15 protein-coding genes are annotated in these 18,382 nt (G+C 73.2%); 7 read left to right on the forward strand and 8 right to left on the reverse strand.

The window, feature by feature from the left end:
• Positions 1-59: 59 nt before the first annotated feature.
• Complete coding sequence (locus IEZ05_RS30085) at positions 60-2,312, reverse strand: serine/threonine-protein kinase (protein WP_189233431.1); 2,253 nt, start codon at positions 2,310-2,312, stop codon at positions 60-62.
• Positions 2,313-2,664: 352 nt separating this feature from the next.
• Entirely contained in the window at positions 2,665-3,042 is a 378-nt protein-coding gene (locus IEZ05_RS30090; protein ID WP_189233432.1) for a four-helix bundle copper-binding protein, read from the reverse strand.
• A gap of 142 nt (positions 3,043-3,184) precedes the next feature.
• On the opposite strand from IEZ05_RS30090, the gene IEZ05_RS30095 reads away from it, so the two are divergent.
• The 3 genes from IEZ05_RS30095 to qcrB all read left to right on the forward strand — a co-directional run bounded on the left by IEZ05_RS30095 (position 3,185) and on the right by qcrB (position 5,769).
• Positions 3,185-3,589, forward strand: coding sequence for a ChaB family protein (locus tag IEZ05_RS30095; RefSeq protein ID WP_189233433.1), 405 nt, complete (start codon positions 3,185-3,187; stop codon positions 3,587-3,589).
• A 37-nt stretch (positions 3,590-3,626) separates the two neighbouring features.
• Positions 3,627-3,986, forward strand: coding sequence for a DUF6479 family protein (locus tag IEZ05_RS30100; RefSeq protein ID WP_189233434.1), 360 nt, complete (start codon positions 3,627-3,629; stop codon positions 3,984-3,986).
• 172 nt (positions 3,987-4,158) lie between these two features.
• Complete coding sequence (gene qcrB / locus IEZ05_RS30105) at positions 4,159-5,769, forward strand: cytochrome bc1 complex cytochrome b subunit (RefSeq protein WP_189233435.1); 1,611 nt, start codon at positions 4,159-4,161, stop codon at positions 5,767-5,769.
• Here the strand turns inward: qcrB and IEZ05_RS30110 are convergent.
• The 6 genes from IEZ05_RS30110 to IEZ05_RS30135 all read right to left on the reverse strand — a co-directional run bounded on the left by IEZ05_RS30110 (position 5,700) and on the right by IEZ05_RS30135 (position 11,948).
• Positions 5,700-6,155 (reverse strand): cytochrome c oxidase subunit 4, encoded by a 456-nt coding sequence (locus IEZ05_RS30110; protein ID WP_189233436.1) that lies wholly within the window; start codon positions 6,153-6,155, stop codon positions 5,700-5,702. The genes qcrB and IEZ05_RS30110 overlap by 70 nt on opposite strands.
• On the reverse strand, positions 6,152-7,828 hold the full coding sequence (ctaD, locus tag IEZ05_RS30115; RefSeq protein WP_189233437.1) for an aa3-type cytochrome oxidase subunit I: 1,677 nt from the start codon (positions 7,826-7,828) through the stop codon (positions 6,152-6,154). The genes IEZ05_RS30110 and ctaD overlap by 4 nt, the downstream gene beginning before the upstream one ends.
• A 57-nt stretch (positions 7,829-7,885) precedes the next feature.
• Positions 7,886-9,049 carry a CaiB/BaiF CoA transferase family protein gene (locus IEZ05_RS30120; protein WP_189233438.1) on the reverse strand — a complete coding sequence of 388 codons (1,164 nt, stop codon included), beginning with the start codon at positions 9,047-9,049 and terminating at the stop codon, positions 7,886-7,888.
• Positions 9,050-9,172: 123 nt separating this feature from the next.
• On the reverse strand, positions 9,173-9,754 hold the full coding sequence (locus IEZ05_RS30125) for a GerMN domain-containing protein (RefSeq protein ID WP_189233439.1): 582 nt from the start codon (positions 9,752-9,754) through the stop codon (positions 9,173-9,175).
• Positions 9,751-11,262, reverse strand: coding sequence for a sensor histidine kinase (locus IEZ05_RS30130; protein WP_189233440.1), 1,512 nt, complete (start codon positions 11,260-11,262; stop codon positions 9,751-9,753). The genes IEZ05_RS30125 and IEZ05_RS30130 overlap by 4 nt, the downstream gene beginning before the upstream one ends.
• On the reverse strand, positions 11,259-11,948 hold the full coding sequence (locus IEZ05_RS30135) for a response regulator transcription factor (RefSeq protein ID WP_189233441.1): 690 nt from the start codon (positions 11,946-11,948) through the stop codon (positions 11,259-11,261). Before IEZ05_RS30135 ends, IEZ05_RS30130 begins: the two co-directional genes overlap by 4 nt.
• 114 nt (positions 11,949-12,062) lie before the next feature.
• Here IEZ05_RS30135 and IEZ05_RS30140 point away from each other — a divergent pair, with 114 nt between their 5' ends.
• The 4 genes from IEZ05_RS30140 (at position 12,063) to fdh (ending at position 18,381) form a co-directional block, all read left to right on the forward strand.
• A complete protein-coding gene (locus tag IEZ05_RS30140) occupies positions 12,063-12,956 on the forward strand; it encodes a DUF3152 domain-containing protein (RefSeq protein WP_189233442.1) in 894 nt (297 codons plus the stop codon).
• Positions 12,957-13,060: 104 nt separating this feature from the next.
• Complete coding sequence (locus IEZ05_RS30145) at positions 13,061-14,026, forward strand: 4Fe-4S dicluster domain-containing protein (RefSeq protein ID WP_189233443.1); 966 nt, start codon at positions 13,061-13,063, stop codon at positions 14,024-14,026.
• Positions 14,023-15,036, forward strand: a complete 1,014-nt coding sequence (nrfD, locus tag IEZ05_RS30150; protein WP_189233444.1) for an NrfD/PsrC family molybdoenzyme membrane anchor subunit — start codon at positions 14,023-14,025, stop codon at positions 15,034-15,036. Before IEZ05_RS30145 ends, nrfD begins: the two co-directional genes overlap by 4 nt.
• Positions 15,037-15,120: 84 nt before the next feature.
• Positions 15,121-18,381 (forward strand): formate dehydrogenase, encoded by a 3,261-nt coding sequence (fdh, locus tag IEZ05_RS30160; RefSeq protein WP_229869926.1) that lies wholly within the window; start codon positions 15,121-15,123, stop codon positions 18,379-18,381.
• Position 18,382: the final 1 nt, after the last annotated feature.

An 18,382-nucleotide genomic window follows, 5' to 3' on the forward strand; every position in this document is an offset into this window, starting at 1 on the left:
GCCCAGGGGCGGCGTCCGGACGCCGGCGCCGCGCGAAGGGCCGTCGAGCGACGGCCGGTTCAGCGCGCACCGGCCCGTCGGAGCACCGCCACCCTGCGGTACAGCTCCACCGCCTCCGGCCCCCGGCCGAGCTGTTCCAGGCAGTGGGCCTCGTCGTCGCGGCTCGCGAGGGTGTCGGGGTGGTCGGGACCGAGGACCCGCTCGCGGGCGGCGGCCACCTCGCTGTACTCGGCCAGCGCGGCGGACCAGCGGCCCAGCCAGCCCAGGCCCACGGCGACCTCGCGACGGCTGACCAGGGTGTCGGGGTGGTCGGGGCCGAGCACCCGCTCGCGGATCGCGCAGACCTCGCGCGCCGCGGTGAGCGCCTCGTGCCAGCGGCCGAGCCGTCCGAGGTTGACGCCGAGGCCGTGCCGGGCGCGCAGGGTCTCGGGGTGCTCGGGGCCCTGGACGCGGGTGCGGTCGTCGATCAGCGCGGCGTACAGCGTCAGCGCCTCGGCGCTGCGTCCGAGGCGGCCCAGGCAGATGCCCGACTCGTAGCGGGCGGCGAGAGTGTCGGGGTGGTCCGGGCCGAGGGCCCGGGCGCGTGCGTCGGCGACCTCGCGGTAGGTCTCGAGGGCTTCCTGCCAGCGGCCGAGCCGGCCGAGCGCGTAGGCCACCTCGTAGCGGGTGACCAGGGTGTCGGGGTGCTCGGGGCCGAGGACCCGCGCGCGGGCCTCGGCGACCTCGCGCGCCATGCGGTGGGCGGCCTCGGGTCGGCCGAGCCGGCCGAGGTTGAAGGCGAGGTTGTGACGGCAGCGCAGGGTGTCGGGATGGTCGGCGCCCATGGTGCGCTCCCGGGCCGCGAGGACGGCCGTGTAGACCTGGTGGGCGTCTGCGTACCGGCCCAGCCTGCCCAGGACGTACGCCATCTCCTGACGGGCGGCGAGCGTGTCGGCGTGGTCGGCGCCCAGGATCCGGATCCGGGCCTCGGCCACGCGTTTGTACGCGCGCAGCGCGTCGGCGGCGCGGCCGGTGCGGCTGAGGGTGAAGGCGATCTCGTAGCGGCTGGCGAGGGTGTCGGGGTGGTCGGCGCCGAGGAGGCGCTCGCGCTCGCCGGCCACGGCCCGGAGCAGTTCCGACGCCTCCGTCCAGCGGCCGAGCCGGCCGAGGCTCAGTGCCGCGTTGTGCCGTCCGGCCAGCGCGGTCAGGACCTCCGGCTCCCGGTCAGGCCGCTCGCCGGGAGCGGATGGCGCCGCATCGCCGGGAGCGGGCGCCGCAGCGTCGTCGCCCGTGGGATGCGGGCCCCAGTCCCCGGACAGCCCGGCCGCGGGGTCCGCGGGTGGGGTGCGCAGCCCGGTGCCGGTCGCCTTCGGTCCGGTGGTCATGCCGAGGGACCACGACGGCAGGGCCGCCCTGCCTCCAACCGGTTCGGGCGTCCGCGGGGCCGCGCGGGGCGACGCCACGGCCGGCGCGTACACCGGCGCCGTGCGCTCCGAGGTGAGCCGGCGGCCCACTTCGCGGGCGTCCTGCGGCCGCTGCCCGGGCTGCTTGGCCAGCAGGTCCAGGATGATCCGCTCCAGGTACCCCGGCAGGTCGGGCCGGTGCCGGCGCGGCGGTTCGGGCACGGTGTCGCGATGGCCGACGAGGACCGCCCACGCGTCGTCGAGGTCGAAGGGCGGGACGCCGGTGGCGATCTCGTAGAGCACACAGCCCAGCGAGTACAGGTCGCTGCGCCGGTCGACCTCGTCGCCGCCGATCTGCTCGGGCGACATGTAGTGCGGGGTGCCCATGGCGATGCCGGTGCCGGTCAGCCGGGCGGTGAACCCGACGTCGTGGCCGAGCCGGGCGATGCCGAAGTCGCAGATCTTCACGGTGCCGTCGGCCAGGCGCACGATGTTCGCGGGTTTCAGGTCGCGGTGCACGATGCCCTGCTCGTGCGTGTAGGCGAGCGCGGCGGCGACCTGCTCGGCGATGTCCAGGACGTCGGGGACCGGCAGCGGGTGGTGCTTGTTGTCCTCCAGCAGCCGGCTGAGGTCACGGCCCTCCAGCAGCTCCATGACCAGGAAGAGCACGCCGTCGTACTCGCCGAAGTCGTGCACGACGGTCACTCCGCGGTGCTGGAGCGCGGCGGCCACCCGGGCCTCGCGCCGGAACCGCTCCCGCAGCACGCGGGTGAAGGACTGGTCGTGCTGCGTGCCCAGTGGCTTGAGGCACTTCACCGCGACGCGCCGCCCCAGCGACTCGTCCCGTGCCCGCCACACCTCGCCCATGCCGCCGCGCCCGATCCGTTCGAGCAACCGGTACCGGCCTTGGATCAGCGTGCTGTCCCCCATCGCTGCGCCCGCCCCCGTGGTTCAGTCCGCCCCGCCCTCCCCTGGCCGGTCCAGTATGGCGGCTTATGGCCCGGGTTTGTACGGTGCCTGGCCCGCGCCCCGGCACGGCGGGCCGGGGGTGTTTGGAAGGGAGACCGGGGCGCAGACGTGCGGGAATCCGTGCGGTCCGACGCCCGGGGTACGCGGTCGGCGGCCGGCGGTGGCGGGCGCGGGGGCCGGTCTGCCGTAGCGCCCGTGGCCGTCCGGGCGCAGGAAGGGGTACGCCGGATGCGGCAGGCCGCGCCCCGTCAGCGTGCGTGCGGGGACGCGGGCGGTGCACCCCTCGGCCCGGGGCCCCTGCCGCCCGGGCGGCTCAGCGCAGCGTGGCGAGGAACTCTCCGCAGGCCCGGGCGCAGGCGCGGCACGCCTCGGCGCTGTCCTCGGCGCCGGGTTGCTTGTCGAAGACGTGCGCGCCCTCCAGGCACACCTGCATGCACCACTCCAACTGGACGCGTATCGCGGTCTCGTCCACCTGGTTCTGCTCGGACAGCACACGGCAGGTCGCGTCGCACACCTCCGCGCACATGATGCCCTTGCGCCGTACGAGTTCCTGGTACTCGGTCCCGTCCGGGTCCACCAGGCTCGCCCGCAGCGCGCACGCTCGCGCGCATTCGGTACAGGCCTGTGCACATGCGAAGCGGTCCTCCAGGAAACGGAACAGTTCCTGCTGGGAAGTCGTCGTCGATGTCACACCGCGCGGGTTGCCGCCGTGGTCGGCACCAAACCCGCCGAGGCCCGTGTTCCCAAGGGCTGTGGCCCGTTTTCGCCGGTGCGTCGCCGGGCACCCGGCGAGGCGCCGCAAGAGGACCCGACGACCCGCGGAGGTGCACGACATGCCGGGACGACAGGAACTGCCGTCGACCCTGGAACGGTCCCCCGAGGAAGCCCAGCGCACCTGGATCAAGGCCCACGACTCGGCCGTCGAGGAGTACGGCGAGGGCGAACGCGCCCATCGGGTGGCGTACGGGGCGCTCAAGCACATGTACGAGAAGGTCGGCGACCACTGGGAACGCAAGGAGGGCGGCCGCAAGGGCCCCTCCGACCCGCAGTCGGGACGGCCCCGTCAGCAGGGCGGGCGCAGCGGTGAGGGCGTCGACGAGAAGGCGTCGAAGGAGCACCTCTACGGCGTCGCCAAGCGGCTGGACGTGGCGGGGCGGTCACGGATGTCCAAGGCGGAACTGCTCGACGCGATCCGGAAGGCCAACCGTTCGCGGACGCGAGCGGCCCGGTCGGGCTGAGCTGGTTGGCCGGGGCCGCCGGGGGTACACGCGCTCCATGACTAGCGCAACGATGGACATGGCCGCGGGCTCCGGCGCCGCCGGCGTATGGCTGGTGGTGGCGGCCGTCGTGGTGGTGGCGGTACTGATCGGCGCCTTCGTCTTCGGTAGCCGCATGAAGCGCAAGGAGCCGCCGCCGCCCCTCCCGGAGGAGCAGCCGCACATGCCCGAGGGCGGACCGGTCCGTGAGGTCCGGGAGAACCGGGAACCCGAGGAGATGCCGAGGAGCGAGGACCGCACGCTGCCGCACGAGCTCCGGCACCAGGGCAGCCGCACCGCGTCCGGCCAGGACCGGCCGCGCTGGGACGAGGGCAGCAGCGGTTCGTTCGGCGGCGGCGGCCCGGGCGGCGCGCGCTGACCCGTCCGGCCTCCCGCTTCGGGGATCCGGCACGGCTCGGAGGGGCACGGGCGCAACCGGCACGGTTGCGCCCGTGCCCCTCGTCGTCGTGAGGGGGAGCGACAACCGTGCGTAACCCGGTGGTGGCACGGAGGTAGTTTCCGGCACCGGCGCCGGGGAAACCCATGCTGCCGTGCTGTCGAAGAGGAGAAGGGCCCGTGCCGGCGCGCGGGCCCGTCACGCGGCGGAGCGCACCGTCGACTGGGCCGACGGGCGGCTGCCCGTGTCCGAGGGCGGGGGGCTGCTGCGCAAGGCCTTCCCCGAGCACTGGTCGTTCCTGCTGGGCGAGATCGCCCTCTACAGCTTCGTCGTCCTGCTGCTGAGCGGGGTCTGGCTGACCCTCTTCTTCCATCCGTCGATGACGCAGGTCGTCTACGACGGCTCGTACGAGCCGCTGCTCGGGGTGAGCATGTCGCAGGCGTACCGCACGACGCTCGACATCAGTTTCGACGTGCGCGGCGGGCTGCTGATCCGCCAGCTGCACCACTGGGCGGCCCTGGTGTTCCTGTCGGCCATCGGGGTGCATCTGCTGCGGGTCTTCTTCACGGGCGCGTTCCGCCGACCCCGTGAGGTCAACTGGCTGATCGGCGTCACGCTGTTCGTGCTGGCGCTCGTCGAGGGCTTCGCCGGCTACTCGCTCCCCGACGACCTGCTGTCCGGTACGGGACTGCGCATCGCGCAGGGCATCATGCTGTCCATTCCCGTCGTGGGGACGTACATCAGCATGTTCGTCTTCGGCGGCGAGTACCCCGGCCACGACTTCATCCCCCGGCTGTACTCGGTGCACATCCTGCTGGTCCCGGGACTGCTGCTGGCGCTCGTGACCCTCCACCTCGTGCTGGTCTTCTACCTGAAGCACACCCAGTGGGCGGGCCGGGGCCGCACCGACCGCAACGTCGTCGGCAAACCGATGTTCCCGCAGTTCGCGGCGAGCTCGACCGGCCTGTTCCTCATGGTGACCGGGGTCCTGACGGTGCTCTCGGCGGTGGCGCAGATCAACCCCATCTGGGCGTACGGTCCCTACCGCGCCGACGTCATCTCGACGGGCTCGCAGCCGGACTGGTACGTCGGCTTCCTGGAGGGCTCGCTGCGTCTGATGCCGCCCTTCGAGACGGCGGTGGCGGGGCACACCGTGATGTGGAACGTGCTGGTCCCGGCGGTGCTGCTGCCGGGAGTCCTCTTCACCGTGCTGTACGCGTACCCGTTCTTCGAACGGTGGGTGACGGGCGACCACGAGGAGCACCACCTGTGCGACCGGCCCCGCGACAAGCCGGTGCGGACCGGCCTGGGCGTCGCCGCGATCGTCTTCTACGCGGTGCTGCTGCTCGCCGGCGGCAACGACATCATCGCCCACACGTTCGACGTCTCGCTGAACCTGCTGACGTGGGTGTTCCGGGTCTGTCTGGTGGTGCTGCCGCCGGTCGCGTTCATGGTGACCAAGCGGGTCTGCCTGGCGATGCAGGAGTCGGAGCGCGAACGGCTGGCCGAGGGCGAGGAGACGGGCGAGCTGCGGCAGACCCTCGCGGGCGGCTACGCCGAGAGCCGTGAGCCGCTCGGTGCCGAGGAGCGGTACGTGCTGCGGTCGCGCGAGGAGCCCGAGCCGCTCGCGCGGACCGCGCCCGACGCGGAGGCGCCGCACGTCGGGCGGCTGCGGGCGACGCTCAGCGAGTGGTACTACGGCGACGGGGTCGACGTCGAGGAGCCGGAACGGGAATCCTCCTCCCCGGGCGAGCTGGGGCGCTGAGCGCCCCGGCCGGCGTACTGGAAGACCAGTCCGAAGACGGCGAGGGCGAGCACGCCGAAGCCGATCAGGGCGAGCCACAGGCCGAAGACGATGCCGAGCGCGAGGACGACGGCGCCCAGCGCGATCGTGATCGGCCAGGGGCTGTGCGGCGGGAAGAAGTCCAGCGGGCCCGCGGAGTCGGCGACCTCGGCGTCGTCGAGGTCCTGCGCCCGCGGTCCGCGCTTGTGGTGCTGTACACGGAAGAAGAAGGCGACGAGCGAGGCCATCAGGAAGGCGACGGTCAGGGCGGCGGTGCCGGCCGGCTCGGCCGACCACCAGCCGTAGAGCACGGCGGTGGCGGCGAAGAACAGCGCCACACCGGTGAACAGACGGGCTTCGGTCCTCACTGCACGTGCCTCTGGTCGTGTCGGGTGATCTCGGGGTGGTGCAGGTCGAACGCCGGGGACTCGGAGCGCACCCGGGGCAGCGCCGTGAAGTTGTGGCGCGGGGGCGGGCAGGAGGTGGCCCATTCGAGGGAACGGCCGTAGCCCCAGGGGTCGTCGTGCTCCACCCGGGTGCCGTACTGGCGGGTGCGCCAGACGTTGTAGAGGAACGGCAGCGTGGACAGGCCCAGCAGGAAGGCGCCGACGGAGCTGACGGTGTTGAGGGCGGTGAAGCCGTCCGCGGCCAGGTAGTCGGCGTAGCGGCGCGGCATGCCCTGCTCACCGAGCCAGTGCTGGACGAGGAAGGTGGTCTGGAAGCCGACGAAGAGCGTCCAGAAGTGGATCTTCCCGAGGCGTTCGTCGAGGAACTTGCCGGTGAACTTGGGCCACCAGAAGTAGAAACCGGCGAACATCGCGAACACCACCGTGCCGAACAGGACGTAGTGCAGGTGGGCGACGATGAAGTACGAGTCCGTCAGGTGGAAGTCCAGGGGCGGCGAGGCGATGAGGACCCCGCTCATGCCGCCGAGCAGGAACGTCACCAGGAAGCCGATCGACCACAGCATGGGTGTCTCGAAGGACAGTGAGCCGCGGATCATCGTGCCGATCCAGTTGAAGAACTTCACGCCCGTGGGCACCGCGATGAGGAACGACATCACCGAGAAGAACGGCAGCAGCACGGCCCCGGTGGCGAACATGTGGTGGGCCCACACCACCGCGGAGAGCATGGTGATGGCGATGGTGGCGCCGATCAGCGTGACGTACCCGAAGATCGGTTTGCGGCTGAACACCGGGATGATCTCGGAGACGATGCCGAAGAACGGCAGTGCGACGATGTACACCTCGGGGTGCCCGAAGAACCAGAACAGGTGCTGCCACAGCAGCGCCCCGCCGTTCGCGGCGTCGTAGATGTGCGCGCCGAACTTCCGGTCGGCCTCCAGCGCGAACAGGGCGGCCGTGAGCACGGGGAAAGCGGGCAGCACCAGGATCGACGTGAAGAGCGCGTTCCAGGTGAAGATCGGCATCCGGAACATGGTCATGCCGGGCGCGCGCAGACACACGATGGTGGTGATGAAGTTGACCGCGCTGAGCGTGGTCGACACACCGCTCACCACCAGGCCCATGGTCCACAGGTCGCCGCCCGGCCCCGGGCTGAAGACGGCGCTGTTCAGCGGTGCGTAGGCGAACCAGCCGAAGGAGGCGGCCCCGCCCGGGGTCAGGAACCCGGACACCACCATCAGGCCGCCGAACAGGTACATCCAGTAGGACAGCGCGTTGAGCCGGGGGAACGCCATGTCCGGGGCGCCGATCTGGAGCGGCATGACGGCGTTGGTGAACCCGGCGAACAGCGGGGTCGCGAACAGCAGCATCATGACGGTGCCGTGCACGGTGAAGAGCTGGTTGTACTGCTCGGCGGAGAACAACTGCAGCCCGGGCCGGGCGAGTTCGGTGCGCATCAGCATGGCCAGCACGCCGCCGAAGAGGAAGAAGCCGAACGACGTGGCCAGGTAGAGATTCCCGATCACCTTGTGATCGGTCGTCTTCGCCCAGCGCGCCAGCGCCCGCCCGAGGGTACGGCCGGTCCGCTGCCGCGCCGGTGTCCGGCGCGGCGGCTCGGTCTTTGCGTCCACCGCCATGCGGCGGAGGGTACCCAGGGGTCCGGGCGCCGGCCGTACGGCCACGCCGCAGCGGCGTCAGGCGTCGTACCCCTGGTCGGCGGGGAACACCTCCTCCGTGTGTTCGCCCAGCTCAGGTGGTGCGAGCAGGTACTGCGCCGGCGTCGCGCCGAGACGGATCGGGTGGGCCACCTGGCGGGTACCGCCGACGTCCACGACGGCCTCGACACCGAGCCGTCCGGCGTAGTCGAACGCCTCGTCGAGGGCGTTGACCGGCCCGGCCGGAACTCCGGCGGCGGGCAGGACGCCGGCCCAGTGGTCGGCGGTGCGGGTGCGCAGCAGGTCCTCGAGGAGCGGGCGGAGTGCGCTCCGGTGGGCGACGCGGTCGGGGTTGGTGCGAAACCGCTCGTCGTCGGCGAGTTCCGGCCGTCCCAGCAGGGCGGTCAGCGTGGCGAACTGCCGGTCGTTGCCGACGGCGAGGGCGATCGGGCGGTCCGCCGTGGGGAAGGTCTCGTACGGGGCGATGCTCGGGTGGGCGTTGCCGAGCCGTCCCGGGACGACGCCGGCGGACACGTAACCGGAGGCCTGGTTGGCCATCGCCGACAGCAGCGAGCCGAGCAGGCTGACCTCGACGAGCTGTCCCCGGCCGGTCCGCTCCCGGTGGCGCAGCGCGGCCAGGATGCCGACGACCGCGTGCAGTCCGGTGATGACGTCGACGAGGGCGACACCGGTCTTGAGGGGTTCCCCGCCGGGCTCCCCCGTGACGCTCATCAGCCCGCCCACCGCCTGCACCAGGAGGTCGTAGCCGGGCAGTGCCGCGCCGGCGCCGGTGCCGAAGCCGGTGACGGAGCAGTAGACGAGCCGGGGGTCGGCGGCGAGGAGTTCCTCGTGTCCGAGCCCGAGTTTCTCCATGGTGCCGGGGCGGAAGTTCTCCACCACGACGTCCGAGCGGGCGATCAGCGTGCGGGCGCGCTCGCGTCCCTCGTCGGTGGTGAGGTCGAGGGCGACGGACCGCTTGTTGCGGTTGACGCCCAGGAAGTACGTGGAGGTCCCGGAGGCGTCGGCCGGGGGGCGCCAGGCACGGGTGTCGTCGCCGGTGCCGGGCCGCTCCACCTTGACGACCTCGGCGCCCAGGTCGGCGAGGAGCATCGTCGCGTACGGTCCGGCCAGCACGCGGGAGAAGTCCGCGATCCGCACGCCCCGCAGCGCTTGCGTGTCGTCGGTGTGGTGGCTCGTCGGCATGTCCGGTCTCCTCGTCGTCTCCGGTTCCCTCACGCCGCACACGGTGCCACCGGGGGGGCGGTCCGCCGGCAGGCGGGGTGGCGCGGCCGCTTCCTCGCCGGTGCCGCCGGACGGGCCGGGCGGTCACCCCGTGGGCACGGCCGCGGTGGGCACGGCGGTCGCCATACCGGGGCAGTCGTCGCTGGACCGGCCGGCCAGCCGCCCGCCCGGCTGCTCCACGGTCACCTGCGCGCTGCCCAGTTCCGGGTCCTGGAGCAGTCGGGCACCGGCCACCGTGCAGGCCAGCTGGTCGACGGCCGTGCCGCTCAGTCCGGCGGCGGCCGGCGGGAGTTCGACGGTGACCGTCGCGCCGTCGGTCCGTATGGTGGGCGCGACGCCGGTCGGCGGCAGTTCGGTGGTCAGTCCCCGCTCCCGTTCCGCGGTGTCCGGGCCCTTGAACAGCATCAGTACCGTGCTGCCGAGTTCCGCCCCGCCGGGCAGCGTGCGGGAGACGGGGACCAGGGAACCGTCGGAGAGGAAGTACAGCGGGACCGTGGCGGCCGGCAGGGCCCGGGGCTTCTCCGGTGCCCGGGTGGCGCCAGGCGGTTGGAGGACGCCGGTGGCGGGTTCGCCGGCCTCGACCACGCCGGTCGCGGGGATGTCGCAGGCGGACAGGGCGAGGCCCGCCGTCAGCAGCAGGGCCGGCAGCGCGCGCCGGACGTTCATGCGCGGTCCTCCTTCGCCGGGCTTCTCGTTCCGTCCGCCGCGCCGTCCTGGCGCAGGGGGAGGACGACCGTGAAGACGGCGCCGCCGTCCGGATGGTTGGCCGCCCGGACGGTGCCGCCGTGCAGGCGGACGTTCTCGGTGGTGATGGCCAGTCCGAGCCCGCTGCCCTCGCTGCGGACCCGGGCGGAGTCCGATTTGTAGAAGCGGTCGAAGACGTGCGGCAGGACGCTGTCGGGGATGCCGTCCCCGCTGTCGCGGACCTCGACGACCGCCTGTCCGCCCGCTTCGGGGTCGTGACGTGCGTAGAGGCGCAGGTGCACGGGGGGACGGCCGTGGCGGAGGGCGTTCGCGACGAGGTTGGCGACGACGACGTCGAGGCGGCGCGGGTCGACGCGGCCGCGCAGTGTGCCGGGTTCCGGCAGGCCGGTCTCCACCGTGTCCGTCCAGCCGCGCGTGGCGAGGGTGCGCCGGACGGACTCGGCGAGGTCGATGTCGTCCAGGTGGAGGTCGGCCGCGCCGGCGTCGAACCGGGAGATCTCCATGAGGTCGTTCACCAGACCGGCCAGTTTGGTGGTCTCCTCGCTGATGAGGCGTACGGCCGTCGCGGTGTCGTCGTCCAGCCCGGCGGCGTCCTCGTCCAGCACGTCGGTGACCGCCGTCATCGCCGCGAGCGGGGTGCGCAGCTCGTGCGAGACGTCGGCGGCGAAGCGCCGGGCACCGGCCTCCATGCGCCGCAGTTCCGCGACCGACCCCTCCAGCGCCTCGGCGGTCTCGTTGAAGGTGCGGGAGAGATCGGCCAGTTCGTCGGTGCCCTGCACGGCGAGCCGGGTGTCGAGCCGGCCCTCGGCGATGCTGCGGGTCGCCCGGCGCAGTTCCCGGACCGGCCGCAGCACCCCGCGCGCGGCCAGCAGGGCGAGGACGACGGCCAGGGCGAGGGCGGGCACGGTGGCGCGTTCGATGGCGGTGACCAGGGCGTCGACGTATCCCTGTTCCTCGTTCTGGGGCACGGTGAGGTAGACCTCGAGCCCGGACGCGGGCTCGGAGACGGGGTACGGGCCGGCGAAGGTGACGGGCATGCCGACGACGAGGGAGGAGCGGCCGTCCCTCGTCACCCGCTGGAAGACCGTGGCACGGCGCGAGCGCACCGACTCGCGCATTCCCGGGGACAGCTCGCCGAACGCGTCACCGGGGGTGGACGTGGCGCTCAGCTCCCGGTAGGCGGCCAGCACCCGCCAGTTCTGGGACCGTCCGCCGCGGGCCACGTCGGCGGCGAACGACTCCAGGTCGGTCCGGTCGGGCGGGAACCGGTAGTTGGGCACCAGGGCGTTGACCCGGTCGCGGAAGTCCTCGATCACCGTGTCCTGGCTCTGCTGGAGGATGCCGGTCCGTGCCTCGCGGAAGGTCAGCGCGCCGGTGGTCACCGTGGCCGCGGCGGCGACGAAGGCGAAGGCCACCACCAGCCGCAGGCGGAGTCCGCCCAGCGCGCGCAGCAGCTTCACCGCTCTCATCGGGGCCCGAAGCGGTAGCCGAAACCGCGCACGGTGTGGATGTGGTGCGGCTGGTCCGCGGGCTCGCCGATCTTGGACCTGAGGCGCTTGACGCAGGCGTCCACGAGCCGCGCGTCCCCGTGGTAGTTGTGCTCCCACACGGCTTCCAGGAGCTGCTGCCGGCTGAACACCTGGCCGGGCGAGGCGGACAGGGTGAGCAGCAGCCGCAGCTCGGACGGTGCGAGGGCGACGGGCCGCCCCTGGTGGGTGACGGTGAGTCCGGCGCGGTCGATGGTCAGGTCACCGTGCTGCTCGGTTCGCGGGCCGCCGTGGTCCTCCGACGGGCCGCCCGCGCGGCGCAGCACCGCCCGGATGCGTGCGTCCAGGACGCGGGCGCGGACGGGCTTGACCACGTAGTCGTCGGCTCCGGCCTCCAGTCCGACGACGACGTCGGCGTCGTCACCGCGGGCGGTGGCCATGATGATGGGCACCTGGTGGTGGTCGCGGATGCGGCGGCACACCTCCAGTCCGGACATGCCGGGCAGCATCAGGTCGAGGACGACGGCGTCGGGCCGGAACGTGCGCAGTTCCCGCAGTCCGTCCTCGCCGGTCGCGGCGGCAGCGACCTCGTGCCCCTGGCGGCGCAGGGCGAGGCGGACGCCCTCCCGGACGGCGCGGTCGTCTTCGATGATCAGGACCCGTGGCATGGGTCTCAGTATGCGTCGGGGCGAACGGGTGTTCGCGCACGGGTGGGCGGCTGTTACAGGACGGTCCACAAGCGGTCCACCGGCGATCACACGGCCGGGGCACGCTGCGTGATCATGAACGCGCACCGATCGACGCCCTCACCGTCCGCCGACAGGGCCCGCCGGAGCGGGAGACGTGTCCGCCGCGGGCGGGGCCGGAAGGCGCCGGTCCTCTGGGCGGGACTGACGGCGGCCGTCGTGCTGCTCGCCGCAGGGCTGGCCGTGAAGGGGAGCACCTCCGCCTCCGGACGTCCCGCCGGCGCGGCCGGTCCGGTCACGACGGTGGAGCCTCGGCCGTCCGCCGGTGCCTCCTCGCCGGCCGGGCGGCCCGCGCCGGACAGGGCGGCCGAGGCGGAGGACCAGGAGGTTCAGCCGGACGGTTCGGCGAGCCCCGTCTCGATCCCGTCCTCGGGGCCGGGGACGTTCACCACCGCCGGGGGCGGCGGCGACCGGGCCGGCGGGAGCGGGCGCACGCTGACCTACGTCGTCCAGGTCGAGGACGGCATCGGGGTGTCGGCGGGGGACGTCGCCACCGAGGTCGAGCGGATCCTCGCCGACGACCGGGGCTGGACGGCCGACGGCGAGGTGGGGTTCCGCCGCGTGTCCGGCGGCGCGTCCGACTTCCGGGTGCGGCTCGCCACGGCGGGAACGGTGGACGACGTATGCGGCCGGTACGGCCTGGACACCGGCGGCGAGGTCAACTGCAACGTCGGCCAGGACGTCATGGTCAACCTCAAGCGGTGGCTGCTGGCCACGCGGTACTACGCGGACGACGTGACGTCGTACCGGGCGCTCATCGTCAACCACGAGGTCGGGCACTTCCTGGGCCACGGCCACGAGGGGTGTCCCGGCCCGGGGCGGCCCGCCCCGGTGATGATGCAGCAGATCAAGGGACTGCACGGCTGCACCACCAACGTCTGGCCCTACGACGGCGACGGGAGGCCGATCACCGGACCCGCCGTCTCCTGACACGTCCCCGCGGCCCGGGAGCCACCGTCGGCCGTCTCGGGCGCGCGCGCCGCGGGCACCCGTGCCAGGCTCGGGAGGGCACCGAGGGGCGTGGAGGTACGGGCATGACCGAGGAGAGCGCCGCCCGGACCGGCGGCCGTGCGCAGCACGCCCACCGGCTCTCCGGGCCGGAGCCGGACGTGGCGGCCGCGGCCGGTCATCCCGATCCCCCGCCCCGCGTCGGTTTCTTCACCGACACCTCCGTGTGCATCGGCTGCAAGGCCTGCGAGGTGGCCTGCAAGGAGTGGAACGCCGTGCCGGCGGACGGTCTGCTGCTCACCGGCATGTCCTACGACAACACGCAGGGGCTCGGCGCCGACGCCTGGCGGCACGTCGCCTTCATCGAGCAGCGGGTGCCGTTCGGCGGCCGGGAGCCGGATGTCGGTCACGAGGACGTGGACGTCTTCGCCGCCGCCCGGGGCCTGGGCGCCCCGCCCTCCTCCCCCGGCCCGGACGGGCGTACCGAGCTGCGCTGGCTCATGGCCTCCGACGTGTGCAAGCACTGCACCCACGCCGCATGCCTGGACGTGTGCCCCACCGGGTCCCTGTTCCGCACCGAGTTCGGCACGGTGGTCGTGCAGGAGGACATCTGCAACGGCTGCGGCTACTGCGTGCCCGCCTGCCCCTACGGCGTCATCGACCAGCGGGAGGGCGACGGACGCGCCTGGAAGTGCACGCTGTGCTACGACCGGCTCGGCGTCGGCATGGAACCGGCCTGCGCGAAGGCGTGCCCGACCGACTCGATCCAGTTCGGCCCGCTCGACGAACTGCGCGAGCGGGCGGCCGCCAGGGTCGCGCGGCTGCACGCGGCCGGGGTGAGCGACGCGCGCCTGTACGGGGAGAGCCCGGACGACGGTGTGGGCGGCGACGGCGCCTTCTTCCTGCTGCTGGACGAGCCGGAGGTGTACGGGCTGCCGCCCGACCCGGTGGTGACCACCCGCGACCTGCCCTCGATGTGGCGGCACGCGGCGGTGGCCGCCGCGTCGCTGGCCGCGCTGGCCGTCGCCGGATTCGCCAGGAGGCCCCGATGACCGGTTCGGACGTCACCCGCGACGGAGTCCAGGGCGCGCGGCCCGGACGGGACGCCCCGACGGGAGCGCACGCCGGGCGCCGCCGCCGTCGCCGTGGGCGCGGTGAGCAACCGCTGGTGCCGGACGCCGAGTTCTCCTCGTACTACGGCAAGCCGGTGCTGAACAGGCCGAACTGGGCGGCCCTCGACATCGCGGGCTACCTCTGGCTGGGCGGGCTCGCGGGCGCGTCGTCGCTGCTGGCGGCCGGCGGGCACGCCACGGGGCGTCCGGCGCTGGCGCGCACGGCGAAGCTGGGCGCGGCGGGCGCCGTCTCGCTGTCGCTCGGCGCGCTGGTGCACGACCTGGGCCGGCCCTCCCGGTTCCTCAACATGCTGCGCGTCTTCAAGCCCACCTCGCCGATGAACGTGGGCTCCTGGCTGCTGGCAGGCTACGCCCCGCTCGCCGTGGTCGCCGCGGCGGCCGACGTGAGCGGCCGGTTCCGGCCGGCCGGGTCCGCCGCCACGGCGGCCGCCTCCGTGCTCGGCCCGGCGGTCGCCACGTACACCGCCGTGCTGCTGTCGGACACCGCGGTGCCCTCCTGGCACGAGGGCTACCGGGAGCTGCCGTTCGTCTTCGCCGGTTCGGCGGCGACCGCGGCGGCGGGGCTGGCGCTGGCCGGTGTGCCGCCGGCGCAGACGGGGCCCGCGCGCCGGACGGCGGTGCTGGGGGCGGCCCTGGAGCTGGGTGCCTTCCGGCTGATGAAGCGGCGGATGGGGATGGTGTCCGAGCCCTTCGAGCGGGGCAGGGCGCGCGGACTGCTGCGCGGGGCGGAGGCGCTGACGGCCGGTGGCGCGGCCCTGGCCGCCGTGGCGGGCCGCCGCCGCGCCGCGGCCGCGCCGGCCGGGGCGGCGCTGCTGGCGGGTTCCGCGGCCCTGCGGTTCGGCGTGTTCCACGCCGGGGTGGCCTCGGCGGAGGATCCCCGGTACACCGTCGTCCCGCAGCGGGAGCGGCTGGAGGACGGTGCGGGCTGACCTGACGGCACGGCACGGTTGGATCGCCGGAAACCGGACACCCGGGCCGGCGGCGGAGCACACCGAGGAAGGGCGGAGGACGGCATGGGCGTACGCACCTGGATCGACTCCTGGCCGGTCTATCGCCAGCTCAAGGGCACCGACCCCCTGGGCCGCGGCGCCGCCGCCAAGAGCGGAGCGAGCGCACGGCTCACCCCCCGGGTGGCCACGGCGGACCGGGTGGTGAAGTCCGTCTGCCCGTACTGTGCCGTGGGCTGCGGCCAGAACGTGTACGTCGAGGACGGGCGCGTCACCCAGATCGAGGGCGACCCCGACTCGCCCGTCTCCCGTGGCCGGCTCTGCCCCAAGGGCTCGGCGAGCCTCCAGCTGACGACGGGCGGCGCCCGCGAGCACCACGTCCTGTACCGGCGCCCGCACGGCACCGACTGGGAGCGCCTGGACCTGGACACGGCGATGGACATGATCGCCGACCGGGTGATCGAGGCCCGGCGCGCGGGCTGGCAGTGGGAGGTCGACGAGACCCGTACCCGCCGCACGCTGGGCATCGCGAGCCTCGGTGGCGCGACGCTGGACAACGAGGAGAACTACCTGATCAAGAAGCTGTTCACCGCTCTGGGCGCGGTGCAGATCGAGAATCAGGCACGTGTTTGACACTCCTCCACCGTTCCCGGTCTGGGAACCTCGTTCGGCCGCGGCGGCGCGACCACCTTCCAGCAGGACCTGCAGAACTCGGACTGCATCGTCATCCAGGGCTCGAACATGGCCGAGTGCCATCCCGTCGGGTTCCAGTGGGTGATGGAGGCCAGGGCCCGCGGCGCGAAGGTGATCCACGTCGACCCGCGGTTCACCCGCACCAGCGCGCTGGCCGACGTGCACGTGCCGCTGCGCGCGGGCTCGGACATCGCCTTCCTCGGCGGCATCGTCAACTACGTCCTCGGCCACGACAAGTACTTCCGCGACTACGTCGTCGCCTACACCAACGGTCCCGTCGTGCTGCGCGAGGACTTCCGGGACACCGAGGACCTCGACGGCGTCTTCTCCGGTCTCGACCCCGACAGCCGCAGCTACGACAACGGCAGCTGGCAGTACGAGGGTACGAAGATGCAGGCCGCCTCCGGTGAGCGCGACCTGCAGTACGAAGACCGCACGGGCGGCGGCGCCTCGGTGACGGAGGCGGCGCGCGGCGAGACCCACGGCTCGGGCGGCGCCGACATCGGCGGGGGCGAGATCGAGCGGGACGAGACGATGACGCACCCGCGCTGCGTCTTCCAGGTGCTGAAGCGGCACTACGCCCGCTACACGCCGGAGATGGTCGAGCGGATCTGCGGGGTGCCGCAGGACCTGTTCCGGCAGGTGTGCGAGCTGGTCACGGAGAACTCGGGCCGCGACCGGACCACCGCCTTCGCCTACGCGGTCGGCTGGACGCAGCACACGGTGGGCGTGCAGTACATCCGCGCGGCGTCCGTGCTGCAGAGCCTGCTCGGCAACATCGGCCGGCCCGGCGGCGGCATCCTGGCCCTGCGGGGACACGCCTCCATCCAGGGCTCCACGGACATCCCGACCCTGTTCAACCTGCTGCCGGGGTACATCCCGATGCCGCACGCGCACCAGCGGGAGGGCCTGGACGCGTTCGTGCGGGGCGAGGCGGCCCGCAAGGGCTACTGGGGCAACATGCGCGCCTACCTGGTGAGCCTGCTGAAGGCCTACTGGGGCGAGGCGGCGACGGCGGAGAACGACTTCTGCTTCGACTACCTGCCGCGGCTGACGGGCTCCCACTCGACCTACGAGACGGTCATGGCCCAGTTGGAGGGGACCTGCAAGGGCTACTTCCTGATGGGCGAGAACCCGGCGGTCGGCTCGGCCAACGGCAAGATGCAGCGGCTCGGGATGGCGAACCTGGACTGGCTGGTGGTGCGGGACTTCTCGCTCATCGAGTCGGCGACCTGGTGGAAGGACGGACCGGAGATCGAGACGGGTGAGATGCGCACGGAGGACATCGGCACCGAGGTGTTCTTCCTGCCGGCCGCCGCCCACACCGAGAAGGACGGCAGCTTCACCAACACCCAGCGCCTGCTGCAGTGGCACCACCAGGCGGTCCGGCCGCCCGGCGAAGCCCGCAGCGACCTGTGGTTCACCTACCACCTGGGGCGGATCATCCGTCACAAGCTCGCCGGCTCCACCGACCCCATGGACCGGCCGATCGTCGACCTGACCTGGGACTACCCGGTCAAGGGCGAGCTGTCCGAACCGGACGCGGAAGCGGTGCTGGCCGAGATCAACGGCCACGACGCCGACGGCCGGCCGCTGTCCTCCTACCAGCAGTTGAGCGACGACGGCTCCACGGTGTGCGGCTGCTGGATCTACTGCGGGGTCCACGCCGACGGCGTCAACCAGGCCGCCCGCCGCAAACCCGGGGAGCAGCAGGACTGGGTGGCGGCCGAGTGGGGCTGGGCGTGGCCGGCCAACCGCCGGGTGCTGTACAACCGCGCCTCGGCCGACCCCGACGGCAGGCCGTGGAGCGAGCGCAAGGCGCTGGTGTGGTGGGACGAGGACCAGGAGAAGTGGGTCGGGCACGACGTCCCGGACTTCCCCTCCGACAAGTCCCCCGACCACGTGCCGCCGCCCGGCGCGACCGGGCCCGAGGCCCTGTCGGGCACCGACGCGTTCATCATGCAGGCCGACGGCAAGGCCTGGTTGTACGCGCCCTCCGGACTCACCGACGGCCCGCTGCCCGCGCACTACGAGCCGCAGGACTCGCCCTTCCCCAACCTGCTGTACGGCCAACAGCGCAACCCGGTACGGCACCTGCTGCCCCCGCATCCGGACAACCGCTACCAGCCGAGCGCGGGCGCCCCCGGCTCGGAGGTGTTCCCGTACGTCGCCACCACGTACCGGCTCACCGAGCATCACACGGCGGGCGGCATGTCCCGCTGGCAGCCGTATCTGGCGGAGCTGCAACCGGAGTTCTTCTGCGAGGTCTCCCCCGAGCTGGCGGCCGAGCGCGATCTGGAGCACACCGGCTGGGCGACGATCGTCAGCGCCCGCGGCGTGGTCGAGGCGCGGGTGCTGGTCACCGACCGGGTGGCGCCGCTGACCGTGCACGGCCGGACCCTGCACCAGGTGGGGCTGCCCTATCACTGGGGTCCGAACGGCTGCAGCACGGGCGACGCGGCCAACGAGCTGCTGCATCTCTCCCTCGACCCGAACACGCACATCCAGGAGACGAAGGCGTTCGCCGTGGACATCCGGCCCGGCCGGCGCCCGAGGGGCCCGGCCGCGCCGGCGCTGGTGCGGGAGTACCGGGCACGCGCGGGCATCGACGAGCACACCGGCACGGAGCCGTGAC

Source organism: Streptomyces flaveolus, from assembly GCF_014648815.1.
GTDB classification, from domain to species: domain Bacteria; phylum Actinomycetota; class Actinomycetes; order Streptomycetales; family Streptomycetaceae; genus Streptomyces; species Streptomyces flaveolus.